Raw genomic sequence first — 22779 nt, forward strand, 5'->3', positions numbered from 1 at the left:
ATCGCTGCCCAAGAAAAGGGGGACGGGTTGGTGGAACCCGTCCCCCTCATTTATCGACTCATACGCCCAAGGCGATTACAGTCCGGCGTCCTTGCGCAGGATCTTCGCCTTGTCCGTCTTTTCCCAGGTGAATTCCGGTTCATTCCTGCCGAAATGACCGTAGGCCGCGGTCTTTCTAAAGATGGGCCGGCGGAGCTTGAGGTGATCGATGATCCCTCGCGGAGTCATTGGGAAATGTTTGCGCACGAGTTTGTCGAGGTTGTCCACGGACACTTTTTCGGTGTTCTTGGTATCTACCAACACGGACACAGGATCGGCGACGCCGATCGCGTATGCGAGCTGAACTTCGCATTTATCGGCAAGTCCGGCGGCCACGATATTCTTGGCAATGTAACGGGCCATGTACGAAGCAGAGCGGTCAACCTTTGTGGGATCCTTTCCGGAAAAGGCACCGCCGCCATGACTACCATGACCGCCGTATGTATCGACAATGATCTTCCTTCCGGTCAGTCCTGTGTCACCCATTGGACCACCGACCACGAATCGTCCGGTCGGATTGATATGATGCTTGACGCTAGTCAGGTCGTAGAGTCCCTTCGGCATGACCGGCTTGATCACCTTTTCCATGATTCCGCGTTCGATCTGCTTGTTGGTCACGTCCGGGCTGTGCTGAGTGGAGACGACAATGGTATCGATACGGACCGGCTTTCCGTTTCGGTATTCCACTGTGACCTGGGACTTGCCATCCGGACGCACCCACGGAAGGATGTTTTTCTTTCGGACTTCAGCCAGGCGGCGGGTCAATCGATGCGCCAGGACGATAGGCATGGGCATCAACTCCGACGTTTCATTCGTCGCATAGCCAAACATCAGACCCTGGTCTCCGGCTCCGCCCGAATCGACTCCCATGGCGATGTCGCCGGATTGTTGATGAATAGCCGTCAGGACGGAGCAGGTATTGCAGTCAAAGCCCCAAGACGCGTCGCAGTACCCCACGTCTTTGATGACATCGCGGATGATGTCCGGGATCTCGACGTAAGCTTTGGTCGATATCTCGCCGGCTACGAATGCGATGCCGGTGGTCAGGATAGTTTCACAAGCCACTCGGCTGAATTTATCCTGACCGATGATGGCATCCAGAATGCCGTCGGAAATCTGGTCGGCGATTTTATCGGGATGTCCTTCGGTCACAGACTCGGACGTGAACAAATAATTGTTTCTCATCGGCTCCTCAGTGTGATTCGGTGAAAGAAACCCCAGCCGCTTCGGTGTGACCCGGGTGACGTCGGGGTGCTTTGCAGAATAGAGGCGATATTAACGGAGATATGCTGCTTTGTCCATCACTTCAATAGTACTGGACGGGGATTCCAATAGTAGGGGCTCTGCAGGCCCTACACAGCGGGCGAGGTTTGCTTGACACTTGTTTTCCAGCACTTGTAAGATGCAAGCGTTTGCGATTTCCCCCGCCTTGCAATAAGGCTAAGGGTGCTCTCGGGAGTGAAGGCTATCCCCTTGGCTCAGTACCGTCTTAGCTCCAATTCAACGATGTTGTAATGATGGTGTGCCTGATGGAAGAACTAAGGTATCCGGGTAATGAATATGCCGCCTGAGACGGTATCACCCCAGGACGCTCCACGGTCCCCGGCTCCTGGTATCGGCTGGAATGAGTTTTCACGTGAACTGGTGGACTTTTTCGCCTCGATCAGGCTGGCGATGTTTCTGTTCCTCTTCATTGCAATGACCGCCACCATCGGAACCGTCATACAGCAGGGGGAACGGCCTGAAACCTACATTCAGGAATACGGGGAAAATGCCTATCGGTGGTTTCTTCGACTTGGGTTTACCGACGTCTACCATACATGGTGGTTCACGAGTCTGCTCGGACTGCTGTGCGTGAACTCTCTCACCTGTTTCTATAAACGGTTCCCGGCTGTCTGGCGTTCCATGAAGCAGGACAGGGTCAGCGTGACCTTGAGCTTCATTCAGGGAATGAAACAGCGGGCAGAGATGCATGTTTCGGGTAGCAAGGAATCCGTCGCCAAGCAATTGGCCCAGCACTTTATCGAAAAAGGCTATCGCGTTCTCGCAAAAAACGATGCCGGCGATGTCACGGTGTACGCGACGAAGGGAGTGATGGGCCGGGTAGGCGCTCATATGGCCCATCTCAGCGCCACGGTCATCGTACTGGGCGGACTTCTAGGGAGTTATTACGGCTTTCAAGAGTTCGGCGTGTGTCTCGAAGGCCAGACCTACCATATCCCGCGAGGCAACTTTGACTTGAAAGTAGACAAGTTCTGGATCGATTACCATGAGAACGGGTCCGTCAAGTCATACAACAGTACGTTGACCGTCCTAGATGGTGGGCAAGCGAAGTTGACGAAGACGATTACGGTGAACGATCCGCTGGTCTATAAGGGAATCTGGTTCTACCAATCCAGTTACGGTGACGCATGGGACCAGATCGAAATCGCGCGGGTCAATATCAAGGAGAAGCAATCCGACAAGGTGATCAAGACAGTCGATCTCGAGTGGCAAAAGGAGCAGGCCGTCGATGATCTCAAATTAAAGTTGGCCATCACGGATTTCGTAGCGGACTTTGCATTCAACTCCACGGAAAAGAAGGTCTATTCCAAGACCGTCGAACATGCCAATCCAGCGATCAAGCTGGCAGTGAACGAACGTAGCACGGTGGAGGCGACGCCGTGGATCTTCTATCAATTCCCGGATTTGTTCGACATCAAAGATTCGAAATATCAGTTCGAGCTGATTGGCTATAAGCCAAAGAAATACACGGGTTTGCAAATTGCCAAGAATCCCGGCGTCAATATTGTCTGGATAGGTTCCACGATGATTGTCGTCGGCATTACGTTGTCTTCTTTCATTTATCACCGCAGGATTTGGACGAAGATCATTCCCGATGGAGATGGCGTTACCGTGCATATCGGAGGAACGACGCACAAGAGTCTTATCGATTTTCAAAAGGAATTTCGTAAGCTTACTGAGAAAATCCACACATTTTCCGCATAGCCGATAGTGGTCAAATCGTACCTGACTTGGGTATGATGAACGATCGGGAATGTGGTATCGATCAACGGAGGATTTATGGCCCGCTCGTTGTTCTTATTCGACATGACTTTTTGGCTCTATCTGGCTTCGTTGACCCTCTACATCGCCTATCTGTTCGCGCGCCGTCCTGCAATGGCATTCGCACCGGCAGGACATCCTATTGAGAATTTTGACGAGCGTGACGGGGCATGGGCCACACAACTCGGACAGGTAGCCACGCTTGTGACCATATTCGGCTGGATGGTGAATACGGCCGCGCTCTTCACGCGCGCGTTTGAACGACTCCAACATTCAGGGACGTTTGCGCCCTGGTCGAATCAGTTCGAAGCAATGGCGTATGTGTCCTGGGCGATCATTCTTGGGTATGTACTGCTTGAGTTGCGTTACAAGATCAAGGCGATAGGCGCGTTCGTCGTGGGAATAGGATTTATCGCCATGGGGGCCGCCTCTTTATTGCCCTATCGATATCAAACCGCCGAGCCATTGGTTCCAGCCCTCAATAGCTATTGGATTTATATTCACGTATCCGTGACGTTGACCAGTTATGCTGCATTCGCGATGGCGGGCGGACTCGGCCTGATGTACCTATTTAAGGAACGGGCAGAACAACACGGGAGCAAATCGCGTTTTTATGCTGCATTTCCAGACCTTGAGACGATTGATGAACTCGGATACAAGGCCATCATGATCGGGTTTCCTCTTCTGGCATTCGGCATCATTCTCGGAGCCATGTGGGCTAATTATGCATGGGGGGGGTATTGGAGTTGGGATCCCAAGGAAACGTGGTCGCTTATCGTATGGCTCATCTATGGCGCGTATATCCATGCCCGGATGACCAGGGGATGGGAGGGGCGACGGGCGGCGATTTATGCCGTCTTCGGATTTCTCATGGTCATTTTTTGCTTCTGGGGAGTGAATTTTTTATTGTCGGGACTTCACGCCTACGCTTGATGAGGCGGAGAACCGGCACCCAACCGGATAGACCGGTTTCGAGCCTGCGGAAGGCTCACAGAAGAGGACACCCGTGTCAGACCAGCCGACAACTTCGTTATCAGATTCGACCGGCCGTTCCCGCCCGCTGATCTTCGTCATCGGAGCCGTCATTTTCGGCCTCGTGTTTGGCATCGTTTGGATGCAAAGTGCGAAGTACGAACCCTTGGTCATAGGAAAAATGGCTCCGGATTTTGCTTTGTCTGATCTCAGTGACAAGCCGTATCGGCTGTCCGATTTTCGTGGGAAAGTCGTATTTCTCAATTTTTGGGCTACCTGGTGCAAACCGTGCCGCGAAGAAATGCCTTCGATGGAAGTGCTCAACAAGAACTTCGAGAAGGATGGGTTGGTGATCCTGGCTGTCAGCATCGATCGTGTCACGACGACCAAGGATATTCCTCCATTCGTCAAGGGCATGAACCTGACGTTTCCCGTCCTCATCGATTCTTGGGGAAAGACGGACAAACCGTACAAGCGCATGGGCGTTCCCGAGACATTCATTATCGATCAGGAGGGGATCATTCGTGAGATCGTGATCGGACCCCGTGATTGGACGAGAATCGATAGTCTTCAAATCCTGACGAAACTATTGAATGTGACCCCAAAAACTGCCGCCGAATCCTCGATTGTCTTAGAAAGGAAGAGAGGATGAAGTCCGCTTTGTCCATAGGAGCGGGTGTCGCCGTCATCACATTATGGACAACGGTCCTCACGGCTGGCGTGGTCATTCCCAGTCCCGTGGCCAAGCGGGGAATCGTCAAGACAGGGGACGAAGCTCCTAATTTTCAATTACGGGATATGGAAGGGCGGCTGGTCGCGTTATCGGACCTTCGCGGCAAAGTCGTGCTGCTCAACTTTTGGGCAACTTGGTGCGGGCCCTGCCGAGTTGAAATGCCGGCGATGGAAGAACTGTATAGAACGTTCGGGCGGAAGGATTTTGAAATCCTGGCCGTATCGACGGATGCGCAGGGGGTCACGGTCACCCGCCCATTTCAGCAGGAAAATCATCTGACGTTTCCCATCCTCCACGATGCGGACTTTCGTGTTGGGCTGACATATGGAGCCCGTACCCTCCCAATGACATTCATGGTCGACCGACAAGGTATCGTGCGGCACCAGATTTTTGGCGCACGGGACTGGAGCGCCCCTGAAGCCCAGCAATTGATCCGCTTGTTGATGAAGTCGTAGTAGGCTGTGACACAATCAATCTCACAAATCTCGCTGCTTGCCGCATTTTCAGCAGGGCTGCTCTCATTTGTCTCCCCATGCGTCCTGCCGCTCGTCCCATCATACATTTCCTACATTACAGGATTGTCGATCGAGCAATTGACCGATGCGACCGCCCGTTCGAGATTCAAGACCACAATCGTGGTCAACTCGCTCCTCTTCATCGCGGGGTTTTCTGCCGTATTCGTCGCCTTTGGGGCGTCCGCCAGTTTTATCGGGCAGATGCTGATCACCTATCAGGACCATATTAGGAGAGTCGGCGGCGTGCTGATTATCGTGTTCGGGTTGTATTTACTGGGGATTTTGAACATTAATTTCCTGCAAATGGAGCACCGGTTTCAATTCCGTAACCGGCCGGTCGGCTATCTCGGCTCATTTCTCATCGGCGTGGCGTTCGCTGCCGGTTGGACACCATGCGTCGGTCCTGTGCTCGGAACCATTTTGTTATACGCGAGTACTACGGACTCATTGCTAAACGGCATCCTCCTCCTTACGAGCTATTCCCTCGGGCTAGGTCTTCCCCTGTTTCTCACGGCTCTCGGAGTCGACCGGTTTCTAGCCTATTTCAAACAGGCGCGTGCATACCTTTGGGGAGTCTCCACGGTGAGCGGGGTCATGCTAGTGGTCGTGGGCGTGATGATTTATGCGAATTCACTGACGATGATCACGAGCTTCCTGGAACGCTATGGAATCGGATGGTATCTCGGCCAATGAGAACCGCTGAAAAAGCTTGCAGCATCGTTCTCATGCCAGCGCGAGCGTCATCCGTACTGGCAAAATTTCGAACTCATCCGGTGATTGCCAGGAACCGCCAGATACGGTGAGAGGCTCACACCCCATAAGAGTGACCCCGAGTGCATACACGCTTAGTAGTACGGGTTTCCTCTTGAGAGGAAAGTCGAAGGAAAACGACTGGCTCAGGGTCTGCGGATCAGCACCAGGCGCCGATTCGGCAAGTTACAAATGAGGGGGCCAGCCCATTGGCCGAGGGAATGCGAAGGGAACTACCAGTGGTCTCGGGAACAACTCCAGCGGCAAGGCTCGATTGATCACCGGATGAAGAAGGGGAGGCTTCAACGGATGCGGGCTCATCTTGTTTCTTGGCCGCGACAGCAGTCGGTTTACCACCGTTTATTTTGGCCAGCAGTTTCGCCCCCTCTTTGGAGTGTGTACTATTCGGATACTTTTCCGCCAGCAGCGTGAGTTTTTCACTCGCCCAGTCATCCGCGCCCAGGTCGTGGTAACTCAACGCCAAAAAATATAGGGCATCGGGAGCGACGGACTTATCTGGATAGACCTTCATGATCTGGTCAAACCGGTGGGCAGCTGCCAGGTATGACCCTCTTCGATAATAGAACTGTCCGACAAATAAATGCATCTGAGCCAGGAGATCATGGCATTCCTGCAATTTTTCACTCGATGGACCGTCGTATCTGCTTCCGGGATATTCGCGACGTAATCGCTCGAACGATTCGATGGCCTTCTGAATAGGTTCCGGATCGCGTTCGATGCCTTTGGCCCGTTTCATCTGGCTTTCACCGACCCGAAACGCCGCATAGGGTGCGAGCACATGCGTGCGATGGAGATCGAGGAAGTGATTGTATTCCACGATCGCTTCGGCGTATTCCTCCTTTTCGAAGAAGGCCTCGCCGCGCTTCATGATGACGTTCGGATCGTAGTTTTTTTCGATAGTATCGCCCAGGAAGATGGACTCGTCCGTTCCACTCACGTTTTTCTTGGCAGTAGGGTCGGCATTTTTGGGCGTGCTTGAACACCCGACGGCGAAGGAGAAGGCTCCGATCAGGAGCATGAACTGTAACGGAATGCCCGGCCACTGAGTACGTATGACCGAACGTATCATCGATAGCATAAAGTGATGCCCTAGTTTGTAGCAGGAGAGTCTCCAAATTGCAACGAACTACGATGAGTTGACCCCCATACCATCGGGACCTATAATCCCGCGCAGAAAGCAAACGTGGATCGACCGAGAATCCAGCTTGAGCATGATCCGGACTCGAATAATTGGCACAGGTTCGTACTTGCCAGACCGTGTGGTCCCAAACGGTGAATTAGGCGCCGGTTTGGGAACCAACCCTGCGAAGGTCCTTCGATTAACTGGTATTTCCGAACGTCGTCGGGCGACGGAATCGCAGGCTTCCTCTGACCTTGCTGTTGAAGCATGCCGGGAAGCATTGACGTCCGGAGGGGCCCTCGCCTCGTCAATTGAGGCCATCTTAGTATCGACCACTTCGCCGGACAGCGCGTTTCCGTCTACCGCCTGTCATGTCCAGCATCGGCTCGGTTGCCGTGGGGTAGCGGCGTTCGACCTGGCCGCTTCCTGCTCCGGATTTCTGTACGGACTGTCGATGGCTGATGCCATGATCCGAAGTGGTCAGATAAAACAATGTCTTGTAGTGTCCGCTGAGGTGAAATCTAGTTCGGTTGATCCCGCGGACGCCGACACCGCATTTCTATTTGGGGATGGGGCGGGAGCCGTGGTTGTACGCGCGGAGTCAGGACCCGATCAGCAGACTCAGGGGGTGCTGGGAATCAGATTGTACGCCGATGGGGGGAGGCACAATCTGATTCATATCGCGGCGGGAGGATCGAGAAATCGGGCTACGGTGGCCGCCATCCAGGCGAATGAACATAAGATACGGATGGAGGGGGGGCCGCTTTTTCGTCTGGCAGTCAGAAAGCTGGAACAGGCCATTCGAGATATTTTAAAGGAATTCGGAGTGGGATTGGATGACATCGCGCAAATCCTCCTGCATCAAGCCAACGGTAGGATCCTCTCTTGCCTCACGGAGAGATTGGGCGTGTCTGCATCCAAAGTCTGCTCTGTCATCGAGCGGTATGGCAACACTTCGTCGGCTTCTTTGCCAATAGCATTGGACCATGCAGTTCGGAACGGCAACGTTCACGAGGGCGACGTGGTGCTACTGGGGAGTTTCGGAGGAGGAATTACATGGGCTGCAGGATTGGTCAAATGGTAACGATGAGCCCGAACACGAGACAGGCGGTGCGAGGAACGCAAACAACAGGAAGGTTTTCCATCGGAGGAGCCCTGTCATGATGTTCGGATTGATACCGAGAGAAGAAGCCTTCTTCGAATTGTTCAAGAAGGCGGCTCATAACATGATCGAGGGAAGTCGTCTGCTTGCCGGGATGATGAAAGATTTACGGTCCCCCATTGATCAGGCCAAACGGATCAAGGATGTCGAACATATCGGGGACGGCATCACACATGACATCGCACTTCGGTTGAATCAGACCTTTATCACTCCGATCGATCGCGAAGATATTCACGATCTCGCCAGCGCGTTGGACGACATTCTGGACGTGGCGGAGGCCGTGGCTGACCGTTTCGTCCTGTACAAGGTGACACAGCCGACACCGATGGCCGTCAGGCTTGCGGAGATCTTGTATCAGGCTTCAGTCGCAGTCGGGCGTGGGGTCGACCGGCTTGGGCTGCCGCATCCGCAAATTCAGGAATGCAGCGTTCAGGTGAACAGCCTCGAGAACGAGGCCGACCGCGTATCCCGTGATGCCATATCCGAACTCTTTGAGAAGGAAACGGACCCTATCGCGGTCATCAAGTGGAAAGAGATTTACGAAGGGTTCGAAGCCGGAACCGACCGCTGCGAAGACGTCGCCAACATCCTGGAACGAATCTCCATTAAACATCACTGAGCAGAGGCCGAACCTCTACATCCGACACCATGCCTGATCTCGGCGGAATGCTTCTCCTTGTCATTTTTCTCGCACTGCTGTTCGATTTTTCGAACGGATGGCACGACAGCGCCAACGCGATCGCGACGGTCGTGTCCACGAGAGTCGTCCCCCCGTTTGTGGCCGTGATGGGCGCGGGAATACTGAACATCGCGGGAGCGTTCATGTCGACGGCGGTTGCCAAAATGGTCGGGTCGGGCATCGTGGATCCGGCATCCGTGACTCAGCAGATGGTTGCGGCTGCCTTGGCGGGCGCCATCTTATGGAACCTGTTTACCCTGCTCCTGGGTCTTCCGACGAGCTCTTCCCACGCGTTGATCGGCGGCTTAGTTGGAGCGGGAGTGACGCACGGCGGATGGAGTACGGTGAAATTTTCCGGCCTTCGGTCCGTTCTGGAGGCAATGGTACTGTCACCGTTCTTCGGATTTGCCATAGGACTGTCGTTCATGGTGATCATCAGCTGGTTGTTTTTTCGCGTGGCCCGCAGCGTGGCGACAAAACTCTTCAAACGCCTGCAATTGTTGTCCGCCTGTTTCATGGCCTTCAGCCACGGAGCGAACGATGCGCAAAAAGCGATGGGGATTATTACCCTCGCGCTGCTGTCTGCCGGTGAGATTCAGACGGCCGAGGTGCCCACCTGGGTCATCGGCTCCTGTGCCATAGCCATGGGACTGGGTACGGCAGTTGGCGGATGGCAGATCGTCCGTACGCTGGGTATGGGAATCGTCAAATTAGAGCCTGTCCATGGATTTGCCGCTGAAACCGGGGCTGCTGCCGTGTTGATGGTCACCGCCCATATCGGGCTGCCGGTCAGTACAACCCACACCATTACTTCTTCAGTGATGGGAGTCGGGGCCATCAAGCGCCTCTCGGCCGTTCGATGGGGTGTGACAAGGCGGATTCTCTATGCCTGGATCTTTACTCTTCCCGGCGCAGCCATTCTCGCCTCGATCATCTACGTGCTCGGCGCCAAATTCTCATAGCCGGCCCTGAGAGTCAGATACAGCCTACAGGATGGGGAGCCTCACGACGAACCGGCTCCCGGTGGGACTATTCGCTTCTGCCCAGACCTGCCCGCCGTGTCCCTCCACGATATGCTTGACGATCGCCAGGCCCAGGCCGGTGCCTCCCAGTTCACGTGACCGGGCTTTGTCGACCCGATAGAACCGTTCAAAGATGCGTGGCCGGTCCTGCTCGGGAATGCCGATTCCTGTATCAGCCACGCTAATCTCGATCATGTCTTGCGGATGGCCGGGCAGGCCGACATTGTGGATCGGGCGGGCCGCGACGGTGATGGTCCCGCCCTCCGGAGTGTATTTGATCGCATTGTCGACCAGATTCGCGAGGACTTGGAGCAGTCGCTCTTGGTCCCCGCTAAAGAGCGGAAGGCCCACCATGCCGACGGCTTGCAATTGGTGCTGTTTCTTATCCGCCAGAGGTTTGATCATGGAGAAGGTGCGTTCGATAAGCGAATCAATCTGCAGCGGCTCACGCTTGAAGTGCACCTGCCCAGATTCAATCTTCGACAGTTGAAGGAGGTCTTCCAGGATCAGGTTGAGCCGATCGCTTTGTTTAAGGATGATGTGAAGAAAATTAGTCCTGCTTTGCGGATCATCCTGCGCGCCGTCCAGCAGGGCCTCGACATAACCCTTGATCGAGGTGAGCGGCGTCCGTAATTCGTGAGACACGTTCGCCACAAAATCCTTTCGAATGCTTTCGAGCCGGCGAAGTTCCGTGACGTCATGGAAAATGAAGATGGCGCAGACGTCGTATTCTCCTTGCGCGCCTGCTGCCGAGGCCTCGATATGCACGCAGCGCCCCGAGTCCAGGAGAATTTCCTCTTGTTCCGTCGTCGATCCATCAAGGACCCTTGAGACAATCGCATCAAGCTGAGGATGTCTGAAGGCCCTGGAGTAATGATGCCCTCGCGCCTGTGACTTCGAGATGCCGAACATGCGTTCCAATGCCGGATTGACCTGGAGGATACGTCCCGCGCTGTCCAAAACCATCACGCCTTCCACCATGGACGTCAACATGGCGAGCAATTGAGCACGGTCGTCGGAAATTTCCGCGATGCTCGTGTTTAACTGGTCGGCCATTTGGTTCAGTGTATCGGCCAAGAGGCCGACTTCATCGCGCGACGACACACGAATCTTGACCGTATGATCTCCGCCCGCCAGTCTCTTTGCCGCCGATGCCATGTCCAGCAACGGCCTGGTGAGGCTTCCCGCCAGCCAGACGCTGAGACCGACAACGAGCAAGAACGCGCTGCCGAACGCAAGAGCGAGGTTGCGTTTGAGCGTCGCCTGTTCTTGGTCAAGCGTCGTCATCGGAAGTCCCAGCCTCAGATAGAGCGGTTGAACAGACGGATTGGCGTTGTGCAGACGTGTGGCGCGGTAGAGCGTCCGATCTCCCGTCGTTTTGCTGGCGCGCAGGTCCGTGCCAGTCCCCGTTGCCACGGCCTGCTCGATTTCCGGTCTCGTACGGTGATTTTCAACGGCGGCAAGGTCCCGGTCTTGGACCGCACTATCGGCCACGACCGTCCCGTCACTCGCGATGAGTGTGACTCTGGCCAGGGACCGTGTGCCGAGTTCCCGCAGGACGGATTGGAGTTGAAATCGGACAGCCGGTGCCTGGAGATCGGGAAACAGACCTCGTAGTTGATACGCGATCAGGCTGGTCCGGACTTCCAATGTCAGATGGGATCGAGTGAGTTCCTGCTGCTCCAGTGAGCGCGCGGCGAGAATTCCCGCGATGACGAATCCACAAATAAGGGCAAGCAGTGTGGCGAGCGCGACCTTCCAGCGGATCGAGATCGTCATGTCGTGCCAGGTCGCTCCTTCAATTTATAACCAAGGGATTTGACGGATAGAATCGCCTCATCGAGGAGCGAGATCTTTTGTTTGAGGCGACGGACATGCACATCGACGGTTCTCGTCGTGCCGAAGTAGTCGTACCCCCAAATGGTATTCAACAGGACTTCCCTGGTCAGCACGCGTCCGGGATTACGCAGCAGGTGTTCCAGAAGACCGAATTCCTTGGCCGTGAGCGGCACCTCTGTGCCTTGGACGGTGACTTCGTGGCGTGAGAGATCCATGACCACTGGGCCGTAGCGGTAGACAGTGGGACTGTCCGTGTGACTTCGGTCGAGTCTGCGGAACATGGCCTTGACCCGTGCCACGAGTGCTTTCGGGCTGAACGGTTTCGTGACGTAATCATCGGCTCCGAGCTCGAGACCAATGACGGTGTCGGACTCTTCCGCTTTGGCCGTCAGCATGATGATCGGCAGCAGAGCGGTTTCCGCGGAGGCGCGCAGACGTTTACAGACCTCAAGCCCGTCGATTTCCGGCAGCATCAGGTCGAGCACGAGCAAATCCGGCTTTTCGGATTTGGCCAGCTTCAGACCTTCGGTTCCATTGGCGGCCGCGACGACCCGGTATCCCTCCTTCTCCAGGTATAATTTGACCAGTTGAAGAATGTCCCGCTCGTCCTCGACGACGAGGATTTTTTTGATGCCGTTCTGTGTCATGGCGACGAGTCAGCGTACGGAGGTATGTGAAGCGTGTCAAGGCACGCTGTGACTCAGGATCCTCCTTGGGAGGTGTAATCTGTTGACGGAGACCGTCAATGTCACGTAAGGTGATGCACGGGTTGTCCAGTCAGAAAGGGGCCTGATTCCATGAAAATTTATCTCGCCAATCCGCGCGGATTCTGCGCCGGTGTGGACCGGGCCATCGATATCGTCGATCTCTCGTTGAAGAAGTACGGAGCTCCGATCTACGTGCGCCACGAGATCGTCCACAGCCGTCATGTCGTGAATTCATTGCGTCAGAAAGGAGCCGTGTTCGTGGAGGAACTCGGTGAAGTGCCTGAAGGCTCCGTCGTGATCTTCAGTGCTCATGGTGTGGCAAAGTCGGTCTGGGATGAAGCGAATCGTCGCCGGCTGCATGTCATCGACGCGACGTGCCCGCTCGTCATCAAGGTCCACAATGAAGTCAATCGCGACTATACGCAGGGGTATGACTTGATTCTCATCGGTCATGCCGGACATCCCGAAGTGATCGGAACGCTCGGACAGATCCCCGACAAGTTTCACCTGGTTTCCTCGGTGGAGGATGTTGAAAAGTTGCAGGTGGAAAATGCTCATTCCTTATCATATGTCACGCAGACGACGTTGAGCGTCGATGAGTGTCGTGACATCGTCGGGGCTCTTCATAAGCGATTTCCCAATATCAAAGGACCGCATCAGGAAGATATCTGCTATGCCACGCAGAATCGTCAGAATGCCGTCAAGGAACTGTCCAGGCTTGTCGATGTAATCCTGGTCATTGGATCGCCAAATAGCTCAAATTCCAATCGGTTGCGGGAGTTGGGCGAGCACTGTGGGATCAATTCTTATTTGATCGATTCCGCAGCCGACATCAATCCGGGCTGGCTGAAGAACGTCAATGCCGTGGGTATTACTGCCGGGGCGTCCGCTCCAGAAGTCTTGGTTGAGGAAGTCGTGGCGTATTTGAAGACCTATGGGTCTTCGGCAGAGGTGGAGCATTTGAATGTGATCGAGGAGGATGTAGAGTTCCTACTTCCGAAAGAGTTGATTGCGATCGAATCTGCAGGCAAGTCCGTCACCGCATGAGTCCCGCCTGTCCCTGTTTCGACCAAATATTGTAGGACTTGGCTAGCGCCTCCACTACAGGCTGTATTTTTCTTTGATTCCCCGGCCGGGCTGTGCTACAAAACTTGCCCGTGCAGTCCCCACACCGACCAGCAAAAACTTCTATCACAGAAGGAGCCGTGCATGTATCTCAAGTCGCTTGAGATGTTGGGGTTCAAGTCGTTCGCGGAAGCGCGAATCGAATTTCCGGAGGGTGTGACGGCGATCGTCGGCCCCAATGGAAGCGGTAAAAGCAACGTAGTCGATGCCATTCTATGGGTGCTGGGGGAACAGAGCACAAAAACGTTGCGCAGTGAAAAAATGGAAGACGTGATTTTCAACGGGACCGAGTTGCGCAAACCCTTGGGTATGGCGGAGGTCTCACTGATCATCAGCGGGCTCGATCATATCAAAGTCGATCCGCTCTCCGGTCTCACAAGCCAACTCGCGGAATATCAGGATCTGATGATCACACGCCGCCTCTACCGTAACGGAGACAGCGAATATCTGCTCAACAAGGCGGCGTGTCGTTTGAAAGACATCCGCAGCGTGCTGCTGGATACCAGAGCGGGAACGAAGGGACACACGGTTATTGCCCAGGGACAGATCGATCAGATTCTCAATGCCTCTCCGCAAGACCGTCGTGAGCTGATCGAGGAGACCGCAGGGATCGTTCGATACAAAAAACAAAAAGCCGAGGCGCTACGCAAGCTAGACTCCACACATCAGAATCTCCTGCGGGTGAGAGACATCATCGCCGAGGTCAAAAAGCAGTTGAATTCGCTCGAACGCCAGGCGCGTCAGGCGCGCTCCTATCAACTGCTTCAACAGGAAGCCCGGACGCTGGAAATTCGGTTGCTTACCGATGAATATCGAACGCTAAGCAGGGGCATCACCGACATTGAGAAGGCGCTTTCAGGCCTGACGGAACAGGAATCGGAGCAAGCAGCACAGCAGGGGAGACTCACCGCTGAACTCGAACGGACCAAGCTGTCGATTGCCCAGGCGGGCGAGGTCATTCAACAGCGCCGTCAAGAACTCGAACGCGTTGAACAGCAGCAATCGCAGGCGTTGACCGCCGCGGAGGTCGAACGGCATCGGGGTGAATTGTTTCGCCAGCAGCGAGTTCAGGGAGAGCGCGAATCCGAACGTATGCGGCAAGAGCAGGAACGGGTCAAGGCGGACGATGCGGTGCTGCGCGAAACGCTGGAAACGCTGGAATCGCAACTCGTCGAGCGCGAACAGGAACTCGAGGTGCTTGACTGTGAGGTGAAAGCCCTCTTGCACCGGCGGGCAAGCGTTGTACAGGAAGAGGAGCGCGGACGTGTGGACGTATTGAATCTTGCCGTCCTTGTGGCAAACACGGAGCAGAACCTGTCCCAATTGACGACACGGGTCGGCGACTTATCGGCACGAGAGACCCGAATGGCCCAGGAGCGGGAGGAGTTCCGCGCGCAGCATCTCGCGACGGCGGACAGACAGCATCAGGTGGGTCTTGATCGGCGAGAGGCCGAGACCTCTGTCGTCGAACTGCGCCATCGACAGCAAGAACTTGCGCAGTCTATGGAACAGACGGAACGTGCCGTGACGGAACTGGATCGCACAAATCTGCAGCAGGCCGAGGAACTCGCCGCCGCGGACTCACATTTGCGTGCGCTACAGGATGTTCTGCGCGAAGCGATGGGATATGCCCGGACGGGAGCCGAAGAATCCACGGCTCTAAAGGGTTGTGATGGCGTCCAGGAGGCAATTGCCGAGTGGCTTGAGGTTCCCTCAGGTCTCGAGCGCGCGGTAGAAGCTATATTGGGCGAACGGGTCCGAGGCTGGTTCGTCGATAACCCTGAGGCGGCAACACGAGCGGTGGGTTTTCTCACGCAACATGAACTAGGGCGTGGAGCGTTTCTTCCCCAGTCTCTCCGGTGGACAGAACGGCAGTCCGTCGAGCCGTGGTGGGAATTGCTTCGAGAATGTCCGGGCGTCGTCGGACAGGCTCTTGATCTCATCCGTGGTGACGACGCGCGCAACGCTGTCCGCGCCTATCTGTTCAGCGGCGTGGTCATCGTCGACACACTGGATGTGGCCATGACTCTGTGGCGTGCCGGAACCTGGACCGCTCCCGAGGGGCCGACGTTCGTGACACGTTCCGGTGAGGTTCTCGATGCTGCCGGGGTCGTAAGCGCTGGCCAGGCCGGAGCCTCGGGAGCCGGTCTTCTTGAGCGGCGTCGTGAAGTCATGGATCTCGATGCCAGGCGGACGCGCCTTGGGGAGGCCTTGGAAGAGGGGCGTTGCCGTCGCGAGCAGATGGGCGTAGCACTGCAATCGCTTCGTGAAGAATCACGAGTGGTGGCGGACTTCCTGCGTGAGGCCGAACTGAAGGCGCTCTCGCTTCAGAAAGATGAAACGGGGTTGCACCAGTTTCTCGGAAATTTATCACAACGCATCGAGGTGCTGGAGGGGGATTCAAAGCGCGACTCGGAGGAGGTTCAGAGACTCGAGCAGGAAGTCCGGCTGAACGAGGGACAGTTGGCCCAGTGGATGAGAGAAAAAATGGGACAAGAGCAGTCGCTGGGGCAAGTTCGCGCACGAGCGACTGAAATCGATCACCGGGTGCAAGAGGTGCAACAACGGCTGACGGCAGCACAGTTATCCGCCCAGGGTGTCCGCACGACCTGCGAGCATCATCGCCGGGACTTGGAGCGCGTCAGACAGGAACATGAAGAGGCCGTCAGGCGCAGCGAGGAACTCACCCAACAGCTGGAGTCCTTGAGTGGGTCCATTGAGCAGAGCGAAGCAGAACGCCGGAAGCAGGAAGATCTCTGTCGGGATCTGGGCGCCGCGGTCGACGCCGCGAAGGGGTTGTTGGTAGGGGCGCAGGATTGTCAAACGGAAGACCTGACCCGCGCACAAGGGATTGAAGTTGACCTGGACACTGTGCGGAATACGGTATCGTCCCTCCGAGAGCAACGGATGACCGTTGAGGTTAAGCGAGCCGAAGTGCGTACGCAACTCGGCGTCGTGGAATCCACGTTGACCGGTACCTATGAAGTCGATCTTGGGATGCTATCGGACCAATTTCAAACGGACGCATTGCCGGACGGACAGAATCAACCCGACCAGCCCGTAGATGATCCCAGGCAGCAACTGCAGAAAATCCGAGAGCGGCTCGACCGCATGGGACCGATCAATCTTGCGGCCATTAGCGAGCATCAAGAATTGGAAGAGCGGCATCGATTCCTGACAACGCAGGAGCAGGATCTCTCGAATTCGATCGCCTCGCTGAAAGAAATCATTCAACGCATCAATAGAACGACCAAGGACATGTTCGCCTCCACCTTTGCCGAACTGCAGGAGAAATTTAGCCAGGTTTTCGCGAAGTTCTTTCCTGGCGGCCGCGCCGAACTCCAGTTGGTGGATGCGGCGGTTGATGAATCCGGCGAGGGAACAGGCTCGGAGGATCCGGGAGTCGAGATCGTCGCACAACCTCCTGGAAAACGCCTGAAGAACATTACGATGCTCTCCGGAGGTGAAAAAACATTGACGGCCATGGCGCTATTGTTTGCCAGTTTCCTTATCCGTCCGACGCCGTTCTGCATTCTTGACGAGATCGATGCGCCGCTCGATGAGGAAAACATCGGACGGTTCACGGCCGTGCTCCGTGAGCTGTCCAGCGATGCGCAATTTATGGTCATCACGCATAATAAGCGCACGATGGGGATCGCAGATTCCTTGTTTGGGGTAACCATGGAGGAGCCGGGAATCTCGAAGCTCGTCTCGGTCCGCCTCAGCGATTTTCAACCAGCGTAGAATGATAATAGTCGAAAAACTCTTGTAGTTCAGGGCACTTCCGCTCTCCTCTTGCTTGACTTCGCTTGTGGTGTCTGTTATATCCCGAGACACTAGTCGTGGTCGATCCGCGTATCGAAAGCCCGGCATGCGCCGATGAGGTAAAATCGGTAGGGCCGATTCCTCTCGCGTCTATTCTTGCAGTCAAATCACGATGAACATTATTCGGACGTTACTCGATCGTCTCTCCGATAGTCTGTTTGTCACCGTGCCCGACAAGATCAGGCTTGCCACCGACCCGTCTCTGCTCCCATCTCTTCGGCTGGTTTCCGACAAGTCCTCCCCCGTGGTCTCCCCAGATGTGCCGGGCCGGCGTACGGCGTCACCGGTCGGGAGCCAACTGGATGCAATCGATGATGCGGTGCGGCGGAGCCAAGCCTGGTTTCTGTCCAGGCAGCATCAATCGGACGGCTATTGGGTTGCCGAGCTGGAAGCCGACACGACATTGACGTCCGAATATCTCATGCTGCGCCGTTTCCTCGACCGCGTGGATCCCGAGCGCGAGCGAAAAGCCGTGCGATACCTCCGCGCGACGCAACAGCCGGACGGAGGCTGGCCAATTTTTTACGGAGGTCCGTCGGAAATCAGCGCGTCGGTCAAGGCGTACTTTGCTCTCAAATTGAGCGGAGTTTCAGCGGAGGAACCGTTCATGATCCGCGGCCGCGACCGGATTCTCGAAATGGGCGGGGTCGTGCAGGCGAATGTGTTCACAAAAATCGCTCTGGCCCTGTTCGATCAATACGACTGGCAGGGCATTCCCAGTATGCCTCCCGAGATCATGCTTCTTCCCAAGCGATTCTACTTTAGTATTTATGCGATTTCCTATTGGTCGCGGGCGGTGTTGATCCCGTTGCTCATCGTGTTCGCAAATCAGCCGGTCTGTCATGTTCCGAAAGAGCAGGGGATTGACGAGTTGTATCTGTCTCCCCGCGCAGGCCTCCGATACCGGCAATTTCCGCCGTTTAACAAAGACCAGGGATGGTTTACGCCGCACAACGTGTTTGTGGTTCTCGATGCGGTGCTTAAATTGTACGATCGCATGCCGTTGAACTGGGTGCGGGAAAAGTCATTGCACCGCGCCGCGACGTGGATGTTGGAGCACATGAAAGGGACGGGCGGGCTCGGGGCCATTTACCCGGCGATGGCGAATTCCATCGTGGCCTTGCGGTGCTTGGGCTATCAAGTGGACGACCCGCTGGTTCAAAAAGCGCTGCGTGAAATCGAAGACCTGGAAATTTACGATTCCGTGGCAATCGGAGACCAGCGCGTCGACGCGCTGCACCTGCAGCCCTGCCATTCTCCAATTTGGGATACGTCGCTGTTGATCAATGCCCTCATCGAGGCTGGAATGGCACCGGATCACCCGGCTCTTCAGCGCGCCGGCATGTATTTGATGTCACGGCAGACCAAGACACTGGGAGACTGGAGATTCTCTTCTCCGCAGGCGGAGCCGGGAGGCTGGTATTTTCAGCACGAGAATGAACTGTATCCCGACGTCGACGATTCCGCGGTTGTCCTCATGGCGTTGGCGAAAATTCGTCTGCCTCAGGCCGAGGCCCTACAGGATTCGATTGAACGAGGACAGCGCTGGGTAGTGGCCATGCAGGGTTCCGATGGAGGCTGGGGGGCATACGACAAAGACAATAACCGCATCGTATTCAATTACATCCCGTTTGCGGATCACCATGCGTTGCTCGACCCAAGCACTTCGGACTTGACCGGCCGATGCCTCGAAATGTTGGCCGCGATCGGATACGATCGATCGCATCCGGCAGTGGCATCCGCCCTTAAATTCTTGAAACGCGAGCAGGAATTGGACGGCAGTTGGTACGGCCGCTGGGGGGTGAACTATATTTACGGAACCTGGTCCGTACTAGCCGGTCTCAGAGCGATCGGAGAGGACTTGTCCCAACCGTATATCCGGCGGGCTGTTGAGTGGCTTGAATCCAAGCAAAATCCCGACGGGGGTTGGGGAGAATGTTGTCAATCGTATGGCGAGTGTGAATGGAGCGGAAAAGGAGACAGCACGCCTTCTCAGACCGCCTGGGCCGTGATGGGGCTCATGTCAGCGGGCGTCACTGATTCGTTCAGTGTGGCACGGGGTATTCAGTATCTGCTCCGACAACAGATGAAAGACGGCTCCTGGGAGGAGATTCGCCACACGGGCACGGGTTTCCCGCGCGTGTTCTATCTGCGCTATCATTGGTACTGCCAGTATTTTCCTTTGTGGGCGCTGGCGATGTACCGCAATCTCAGGGCGCGCGGGAAAATGCGGGCTGATGAGGTTCGTCAGTCAAAATTGGCTTCCAGACCACGGGCCGATGCTTGATTGCTCAGTCGACGAATGCTGCTGTCCGTGAGCGAGCGGACTCGCGACCTGCTGTGAGCCCCGTCGCGATCTTTGCGGCCACTCGGTGGGAAGTTCGCGCCCTTCTTCGTGCTCTCCCGACAACACAGATGACAAGGATCGGTGGAATCCGCTGTTGGAGTGGTACGCACGGAGGCATTCCCTATCACATTGTGCAAACGGGTGTAGGACCGGAGCCTGCCGCCAAGGCCGCACGAGCGATAACCGAGGCTCGGGCTCCCGCGCTCATGATTTCGACCGGATTTGCCTGTGCCCTTGCCTCGGCGCGTATCGGAGATCTTGTCGTCGGAACTGACGTGCAGTCTGTGGCCTATCAGGCTGGATGGAAAAAGAATACAGCGACTTGGGTCTGCGATCAGCGAATGCGCAGTCGCTTGTTTCACGCCGCGAGCGGCGCGGGAATTTCAGCTCTTGATGGCGCCGTCGTCTCGGCGCCGACGGTCGTCTGCTTGGCCGGCGAAAAGCGCGATTTGGCCAGCATGACTCAAGCCGTTGGCCTGGACATGGAAAGCGCGGCGCTGGCAGGGGTCGCGGCCAGACGGGAGATTCCATTTTTGATCGCGCGTACGGTTTCTGATCTTGTCGACGAAAATCTCGCTGTCGATTTCAACCTCTTTCTTCGACCACAGGGGTGGGCGCGAGGAGTGCTCATGTTCGTCCGGCGTCCGTCCAGCATTCTGGATTTAAATCGCCTGAGGAGGCAGAGCCACATTGCGGCGGATCGGTTGACGACGGTGTTCCAAGCGTTCGCCGCCGACGCCTTTGGATTGTCAGAGTCGTGAGGGCCGTATAACGTGATCACATTCATTGAACATCTCGGAAAACAGGCAGTAGGGATGATCCGTGAGATGGGACGGATGCTGCTCTTTCTCGTGTCGTCATTCGCCTGGTTGATGCGGCCGCCTTTTCGACTGATCCAGTTCGTCAAGCAATTGCATTTTGTCGGCTACAAGTCGACGTTCGTGGTAGTTCTGACGGCCGGATTCACGGGAATGGTGCTGGCTTTACAGGGATACTACACGCTACGCAAATTCGGTTCGGAAGGATTGCTCGGTTCTGCGGTGGCACTGAGCATGATACGAGAGCTCGGACCGGTATTAGCAGCATTGATGGTCACGGCGCGTGCCGGATCCGCCATGACTGCGGAGATCGGTATCATGCGCATCACGGAACAGATTGATGCATTGGACACCATGGCGATCAATCCGCTGCAGTACCTGATCGCACCCAAATTGGTCGCCGGCCTGGTCGGGGTGCCTTTGTTGGTCGCCATCTTCGACGTCGTCGGGATCTATGGAGGCTATCTTGTCGGTGTCGAGCTCCTCGGGGGCAACGGCGGGGCCTACTGGAATTCTATCGAGTCCGCGGTCGAGTGGAAGGACGTGTACGGCGGGATCCTGAAATCGGTGAGTTTTGGGCTGATCGTCAGTTGGATCTGCTGTTACAAAGGCTTCTATACCAGGCAGAGCGCGGAGGGACTGGGAAATGCCACCACCGAGGCGGTGGTGCTGGCATCCGTGCTCATTCTTGTCTGGGACTATTTTCTTACGTCGGTGTTGTTGTAGTTCGAGAGATGCGTGAGCATCACGCGAGGAGCGCATTCAGTGTGGGGTGGTATTTCCAGGCATCGGTGCGGGACGCGGGCGTCGGAGACGCATGATTAAACTCGTCGGTGTGGAAAAAACATTGGGTGGGCAGCGCGTGCTGCAAGGACTCGATCTGTCCATTCCTATTGGAAAACTCACAACGGTGATCGGCCGCAGCGGCGAGGGGAAGAGCGTCCTCTTGAAGCACATGATCGGACTGATGCAGCCCGACCGCGGTGAAGTGTGGGTGGACGGTATTGAAATCTCGCATCTGAAGGAGAAACGGCTCAACGATATACGAAAGCGGTTCTCCATGCTGTTCCAAAGCGCCGCGCTGTTCGATTCTCTTTCAGTATTTGAAAATGTGGCTTTCCCGCTCCGCGAGAAGCTCCGGATGACCGGCTCGGATGTGACGAAACGTGTCGAGGAGAGGCTGGAACAGGTCGGGCTGCAAGGGATGGGTCACAAATTTCCGGCCGAACTCAGCGGGGGCATGCGAAAACGCGCCGGCCTGGCACGTGCGTTAGTCATGGAGCCCGAAATCATTCTGTTCGACGAGCCGACGACCGGCTTGGATCCGTTAATGGCGAAATCCATCCACGACTTGATCGTCGCCATGCAGCGGCGCTTTAAATTCACGGCCGTCATGGTCAGTCACGAAATTCCGGAAGTCTTCGCGATTTCCGATTGGGTTGCCATGCTGCGGAAGGGTCGGATTGCCGCCATGGCGCCGGCTGCCGAGTTTGTACAGATCACCGATCCCGAGATCCGGGAGTTCATTACCGTCGGCGGCACGGTCTCACTGCAGGGAGCACCGATGCGCGCGGCAAGGGAGGACGAATGGAAAAAGCCAAACTTGAACTGATCGTGGGCCTGTTCGTCTTGGCGGGCATCGTCTGCCTGGGCTACCTGTCGGTCAAATTGGGGAAGCTGGAACTCATTGGTGGAAACGTGTACGAAGTGATCGCACAGTTTACGACGGCTTCGGGACTCAAGCCAGGCTCGGCGGTGGAAATTGCCGGCGTGGAGGTCGGTCGAGTGCGCGGCATTCTGTTGAAGGACGACCGGGCCGCTGTGACGCTGGCAATCAATGATCAGATCAAGCTGTACTCGGACACGATTGCCTCTATCAAGACCAGAGGGATCATCGGTGAAAAGTTTCTCGCGCTGTCTCCGGGCGGCGGGGGCGACCAGTTGAAACCGGGTGATACGATCAGAGACACCGAGTCCGGACTCGATCTCGAAGAGTTGGTCAGCCAATACGTCCATGGTAAGGTGAACTGATTTTTATGGAATCGGCGTGTGAATTCGCA

Annotated in this window: 19 protein-coding genes; 15 read left to right on the plus strand and 4 right to left on the minus strand. The window is 55.8% G+C overall.

Annotation, left to right across the window (positions count from 1 at the left end; genetic code table 11):
• Nucleotides 1–75 precede the first annotated feature (75 nt).
• Nucleotides 76–1224: a methionine adenosyltransferase gene (metK, locus tag W02_RS14955; protein ID WP_173049082.1), complete on the minus strand. Its 1149-nt coding sequence runs from the start codon at nucleotides 1222–1224 to the stop codon at nucleotides 76–78.
• Between the two features lie 369 nt (nucleotides 1225–1593).
• On the opposite strand from metK, the gene W02_RS14960 reads away from it, so the two are divergent.
• The 5 genes from W02_RS14960 (at nucleotide 1594) to W02_RS14980 (ending at nucleotide 5997) form a co-directional block, all read left to right on the plus strand.
• Nucleotides 1594–3027, plus strand: a complete 1434-nt coding sequence (locus W02_RS14960) for a cytochrome c biogenesis protein ResB (RefSeq protein WP_173049084.1) — start codon at nucleotides 1594–1596, stop codon at nucleotides 3025–3027.
• 75 nt (nucleotides 3028–3102) lie between these two features.
• Complete coding sequence (ccsB, locus tag W02_RS14965; RefSeq protein ID WP_173049086.1) at nucleotides 3103–4017, plus strand: c-type cytochrome biogenesis protein CcsB; 915 nt, start codon at nucleotides 3103–3105, stop codon at nucleotides 4015–4017.
• 73 nt (nucleotides 4018–4090) lie between these two features.
• Nucleotides 4091–4708, plus strand: coding sequence for a TlpA disulfide reductase family protein (locus W02_RS14970; RefSeq protein WP_197742029.1), 618 nt, complete (start codon nucleotides 4091–4093; stop codon nucleotides 4706–4708).
• A complete protein-coding gene (locus W02_RS14975; RefSeq protein ID WP_173049088.1) occupies nucleotides 4705–5244 on the plus strand; it encodes a peroxiredoxin in 540 nt (179 codons plus the stop codon). The genes W02_RS14970 and W02_RS14975 overlap by 4 nt, the downstream gene beginning before the upstream one ends.
• 6 nt (nucleotides 5245–5250) lie before the next feature.
• Nucleotides 5251–5997, plus strand: a complete 747-nt coding sequence (locus tag W02_RS14980; RefSeq protein WP_173049090.1) for a cytochrome c biogenesis CcdA family protein — start codon at nucleotides 5251–5253, stop codon at nucleotides 5995–5997.
• 217 nt (nucleotides 5998–6214) lie between these two features.
• Here the strand turns inward: W02_RS14980 and W02_RS14985 are convergent, their stop codons facing one another.
• Nucleotides 6215–7153: an outer membrane protein assembly factor BamD gene (locus tag W02_RS14985; protein WP_173049092.1), complete on the minus strand. Its 939-nt coding sequence runs from the start codon at nucleotides 7151–7153 to the stop codon at nucleotides 6215–6217.
• A gap of 133 nt (nucleotides 7154–7286) precedes the next feature.
• Here W02_RS14985 and W02_RS14990 point away from each other — a divergent pair, with 133 nt between their 5' ends.
• The 3 genes from W02_RS14990 (at nucleotide 7287) to W02_RS15000 (ending at nucleotide 9998) form a co-directional block, all read left to right on the plus strand.
• Nucleotides 7287–8279, plus strand: coding sequence for a 3-oxoacyl-ACP synthase III family protein (locus tag W02_RS14990; RefSeq protein ID WP_173051502.1), 993 nt, complete (start codon nucleotides 7287–7289; stop codon nucleotides 8277–8279).
• A 79-nt stretch (nucleotides 8280–8358) separates the two neighbouring features.
• Nucleotides 8359–8976 (plus strand): DUF47 family protein, encoded by a 618-nt coding sequence (locus W02_RS14995; protein ID WP_173051503.1) that lies wholly within the window; start codon nucleotides 8359–8361, stop codon nucleotides 8974–8976.
• A 29-nt stretch (nucleotides 8977–9005) separates the two neighbouring features.
• A complete protein-coding gene (locus W02_RS15000) occupies nucleotides 9006–9998 on the plus strand; it encodes an inorganic phosphate transporter (protein ID WP_173049094.1) in 993 nt (330 codons plus the stop codon).
• A gap of 24 nt (nucleotides 9999–10022) precedes the next feature.
• On the opposite strand, the gene pnpS is transcribed toward W02_RS15000, so the two are convergent.
• A complete protein-coding gene (gene pnpS, locus W02_RS15005) occupies nucleotides 10023–11837 on the minus strand; it encodes a two-component system histidine kinase PnpS (protein WP_173049096.1) in 1815 nt (604 codons plus the stop codon).
• Nucleotides 11834–12544, minus strand: coding sequence for a response regulator transcription factor (locus W02_RS15010; protein ID WP_173049098.1), 711 nt, complete (start codon nucleotides 12542–12544; stop codon nucleotides 11834–11836). The genes pnpS and W02_RS15010 overlap by 4 nt, the downstream gene beginning before the upstream one ends.
• Before the next feature lie 150 nt (nucleotides 12545–12694).
• Between W02_RS15010 and ispH the strand changes: the two genes are divergently transcribed.
• The 7 genes from ispH (at nucleotide 12695) to mlaD (ending at nucleotide 22750) form a co-directional block, all read left to right on the plus strand.
• Nucleotides 12695–13651 carry a 4-hydroxy-3-methylbut-2-enyl diphosphate reductase gene (ispH, locus tag W02_RS15015; protein WP_173049100.1) on the plus strand — a complete coding sequence of 319 codons (957 nt, stop codon included), beginning with the start codon at nucleotides 12695–12697 and terminating at the stop codon, nucleotides 13649–13651.
• Between the two features lie 162 nt (nucleotides 13652–13813).
• Nucleotides 13814–17473 carry a chromosome segregation protein SMC gene (gene smc / locus W02_RS15020; protein ID WP_173049102.1) on the plus strand — a complete coding sequence of 1220 codons (3660 nt, stop codon included), beginning with the start codon at nucleotides 13814–13816 and terminating at the stop codon, nucleotides 17471–17473.
• A gap of 193 nt (nucleotides 17474–17666) precedes the next feature.
• A complete protein-coding gene (shc, locus tag W02_RS15025) occupies nucleotides 17667–19841 on the plus strand; it encodes a squalene--hopene cyclase (protein WP_173049104.1) in 2175 nt (724 codons plus the stop codon).
• Between the two features lie 53 nt (nucleotides 19842–19894).
• Nucleotides 19895–20662 carry a hypothetical protein gene (locus tag W02_RS15030; RefSeq protein ID WP_173049106.1) on the plus strand — a complete coding sequence of 256 codons (768 nt, stop codon included), beginning with the start codon at nucleotides 19895–19897 and terminating at the stop codon, nucleotides 20660–20662.
• A gap of 12 nt (nucleotides 20663–20674) precedes the next feature.
• Nucleotides 20675–21445 carry an ABC transporter permease gene (locus W02_RS15035; protein ID WP_173049108.1) on the plus strand — a complete coding sequence of 257 codons (771 nt, stop codon included), beginning with the start codon at nucleotides 20675–20677 and terminating at the stop codon, nucleotides 21443–21445.
• A gap of 91 nt (nucleotides 21446–21536) precedes the next feature.
• Nucleotides 21537–22331, plus strand: a complete 795-nt coding sequence (locus W02_RS15040) for an ABC transporter ATP-binding protein (RefSeq protein WP_173049110.1) — start codon at nucleotides 21537–21539, stop codon at nucleotides 22329–22331.
• Nucleotides 22307–22750 (plus strand): outer membrane lipid asymmetry maintenance protein MlaD, encoded by a 444-nt coding sequence (mlaD, locus tag W02_RS15045; protein ID WP_173049112.1) that lies wholly within the window; start codon nucleotides 22307–22309, stop codon nucleotides 22748–22750. Before W02_RS15040 ends, mlaD begins: the two co-directional genes overlap by 25 nt.
• Nucleotides 22751–22779 lie beyond the last annotated feature (29 nt).

This window comes from Nitrospira sp. KM1, assembly GCF_011405515.1.
GTDB lineage: Bacteria > Nitrospirota > Nitrospiria > Nitrospirales > Nitrospiraceae > Nitrospira_C.

Bases quoted from the DNA above. Each gene is read 5' to 3' on its own strand.
- metK (WP_173049082.1), bottom strand. From the start codon at position 1,224: ATGAGAAACAATTATTTGTTCACGTCCGAGTCTGTGACCGAAGGACAT.
- W02_RS14960 (WP_173049084.1), top strand. From the start codon at position 1,594: ATGAATATGCCGCCTGAGACGGTATCACCCCAGGACGCTCCACGGTCC.
- ccsB (WP_173049086.1), top strand. From the start codon at position 3,103: ATGGCCCGCTCGTTGTTCTTATTCGACATGACTTTTTGGCTCTATCTG.
- W02_RS14975 (WP_173049088.1), top strand. From the start codon at position 4,705: ATGAAGTCCGCTTTGTCCATAGGAGCGGGTGTCGCCGTCATCACATTA.
- W02_RS14985 (WP_173049092.1), bottom strand. From the start codon at position 7,153: ATGCTATCGATGATACGTTCGGTCATACGTACTCAGTGGCCGGGCATT.
- W02_RS14990 (WP_173051502.1), top strand. From the start codon at position 7,287: ATGATCCGGACTCGAATAATTGGCACAGGTTCGTACTTGCCAGACCGT.
- W02_RS14995 (WP_173051503.1), top strand. From the start codon at position 8,359: ATGTTCGGATTGATACCGAGAGAAGAAGCCTTCTTCGAATTGTTCAAG.
- W02_RS15000 (WP_173049094.1), top strand. From the start codon at position 9,006: ATGCCTGATCTCGGCGGAATGCTTCTCCTTGTCATTTTTCTCGCACTG.
- pnpS (WP_173049096.1), bottom strand. From the start codon at position 11,837: ATGACGATCTCGATCCGCTGGAAGGTCGCGCTCGCCACACTGCTTGCC.
- W02_RS15010 (WP_173049098.1), bottom strand. From the start codon at position 12,544: ATGACACAGAACGGCATCAAAAAAATCCTCGTCGTCGAGGACGAGCGG.
- ispH (WP_173049100.1), top strand. From the start codon at position 12,695: ATGAAAATTTATCTCGCCAATCCGCGCGGATTCTGCGCCGGTGTGGAC.
- smc (WP_173049102.1), top strand. From the start codon at position 13,814: ATGTATCTCAAGTCGCTTGAGATGTTGGGGTTCAAGTCGTTCGCGGAA.
- shc (WP_173049104.1), top strand. From the start codon at position 17,667: ATGAACATTATTCGGACGTTACTCGATCGTCTCTCCGATAGTCTGTTT.
- W02_RS15040 (WP_173049110.1), top strand. From the start codon at position 21,537: ATGATTAAACTCGTCGGTGTGGAAAAAACATTGGGTGGGCAGCGCGTG.
- mlaD (WP_173049112.1), top strand. From the start codon at position 22,307: ATGGAAAAAGCCAAACTTGAACTGATCGTGGGCCTGTTCGTCTTGGCG.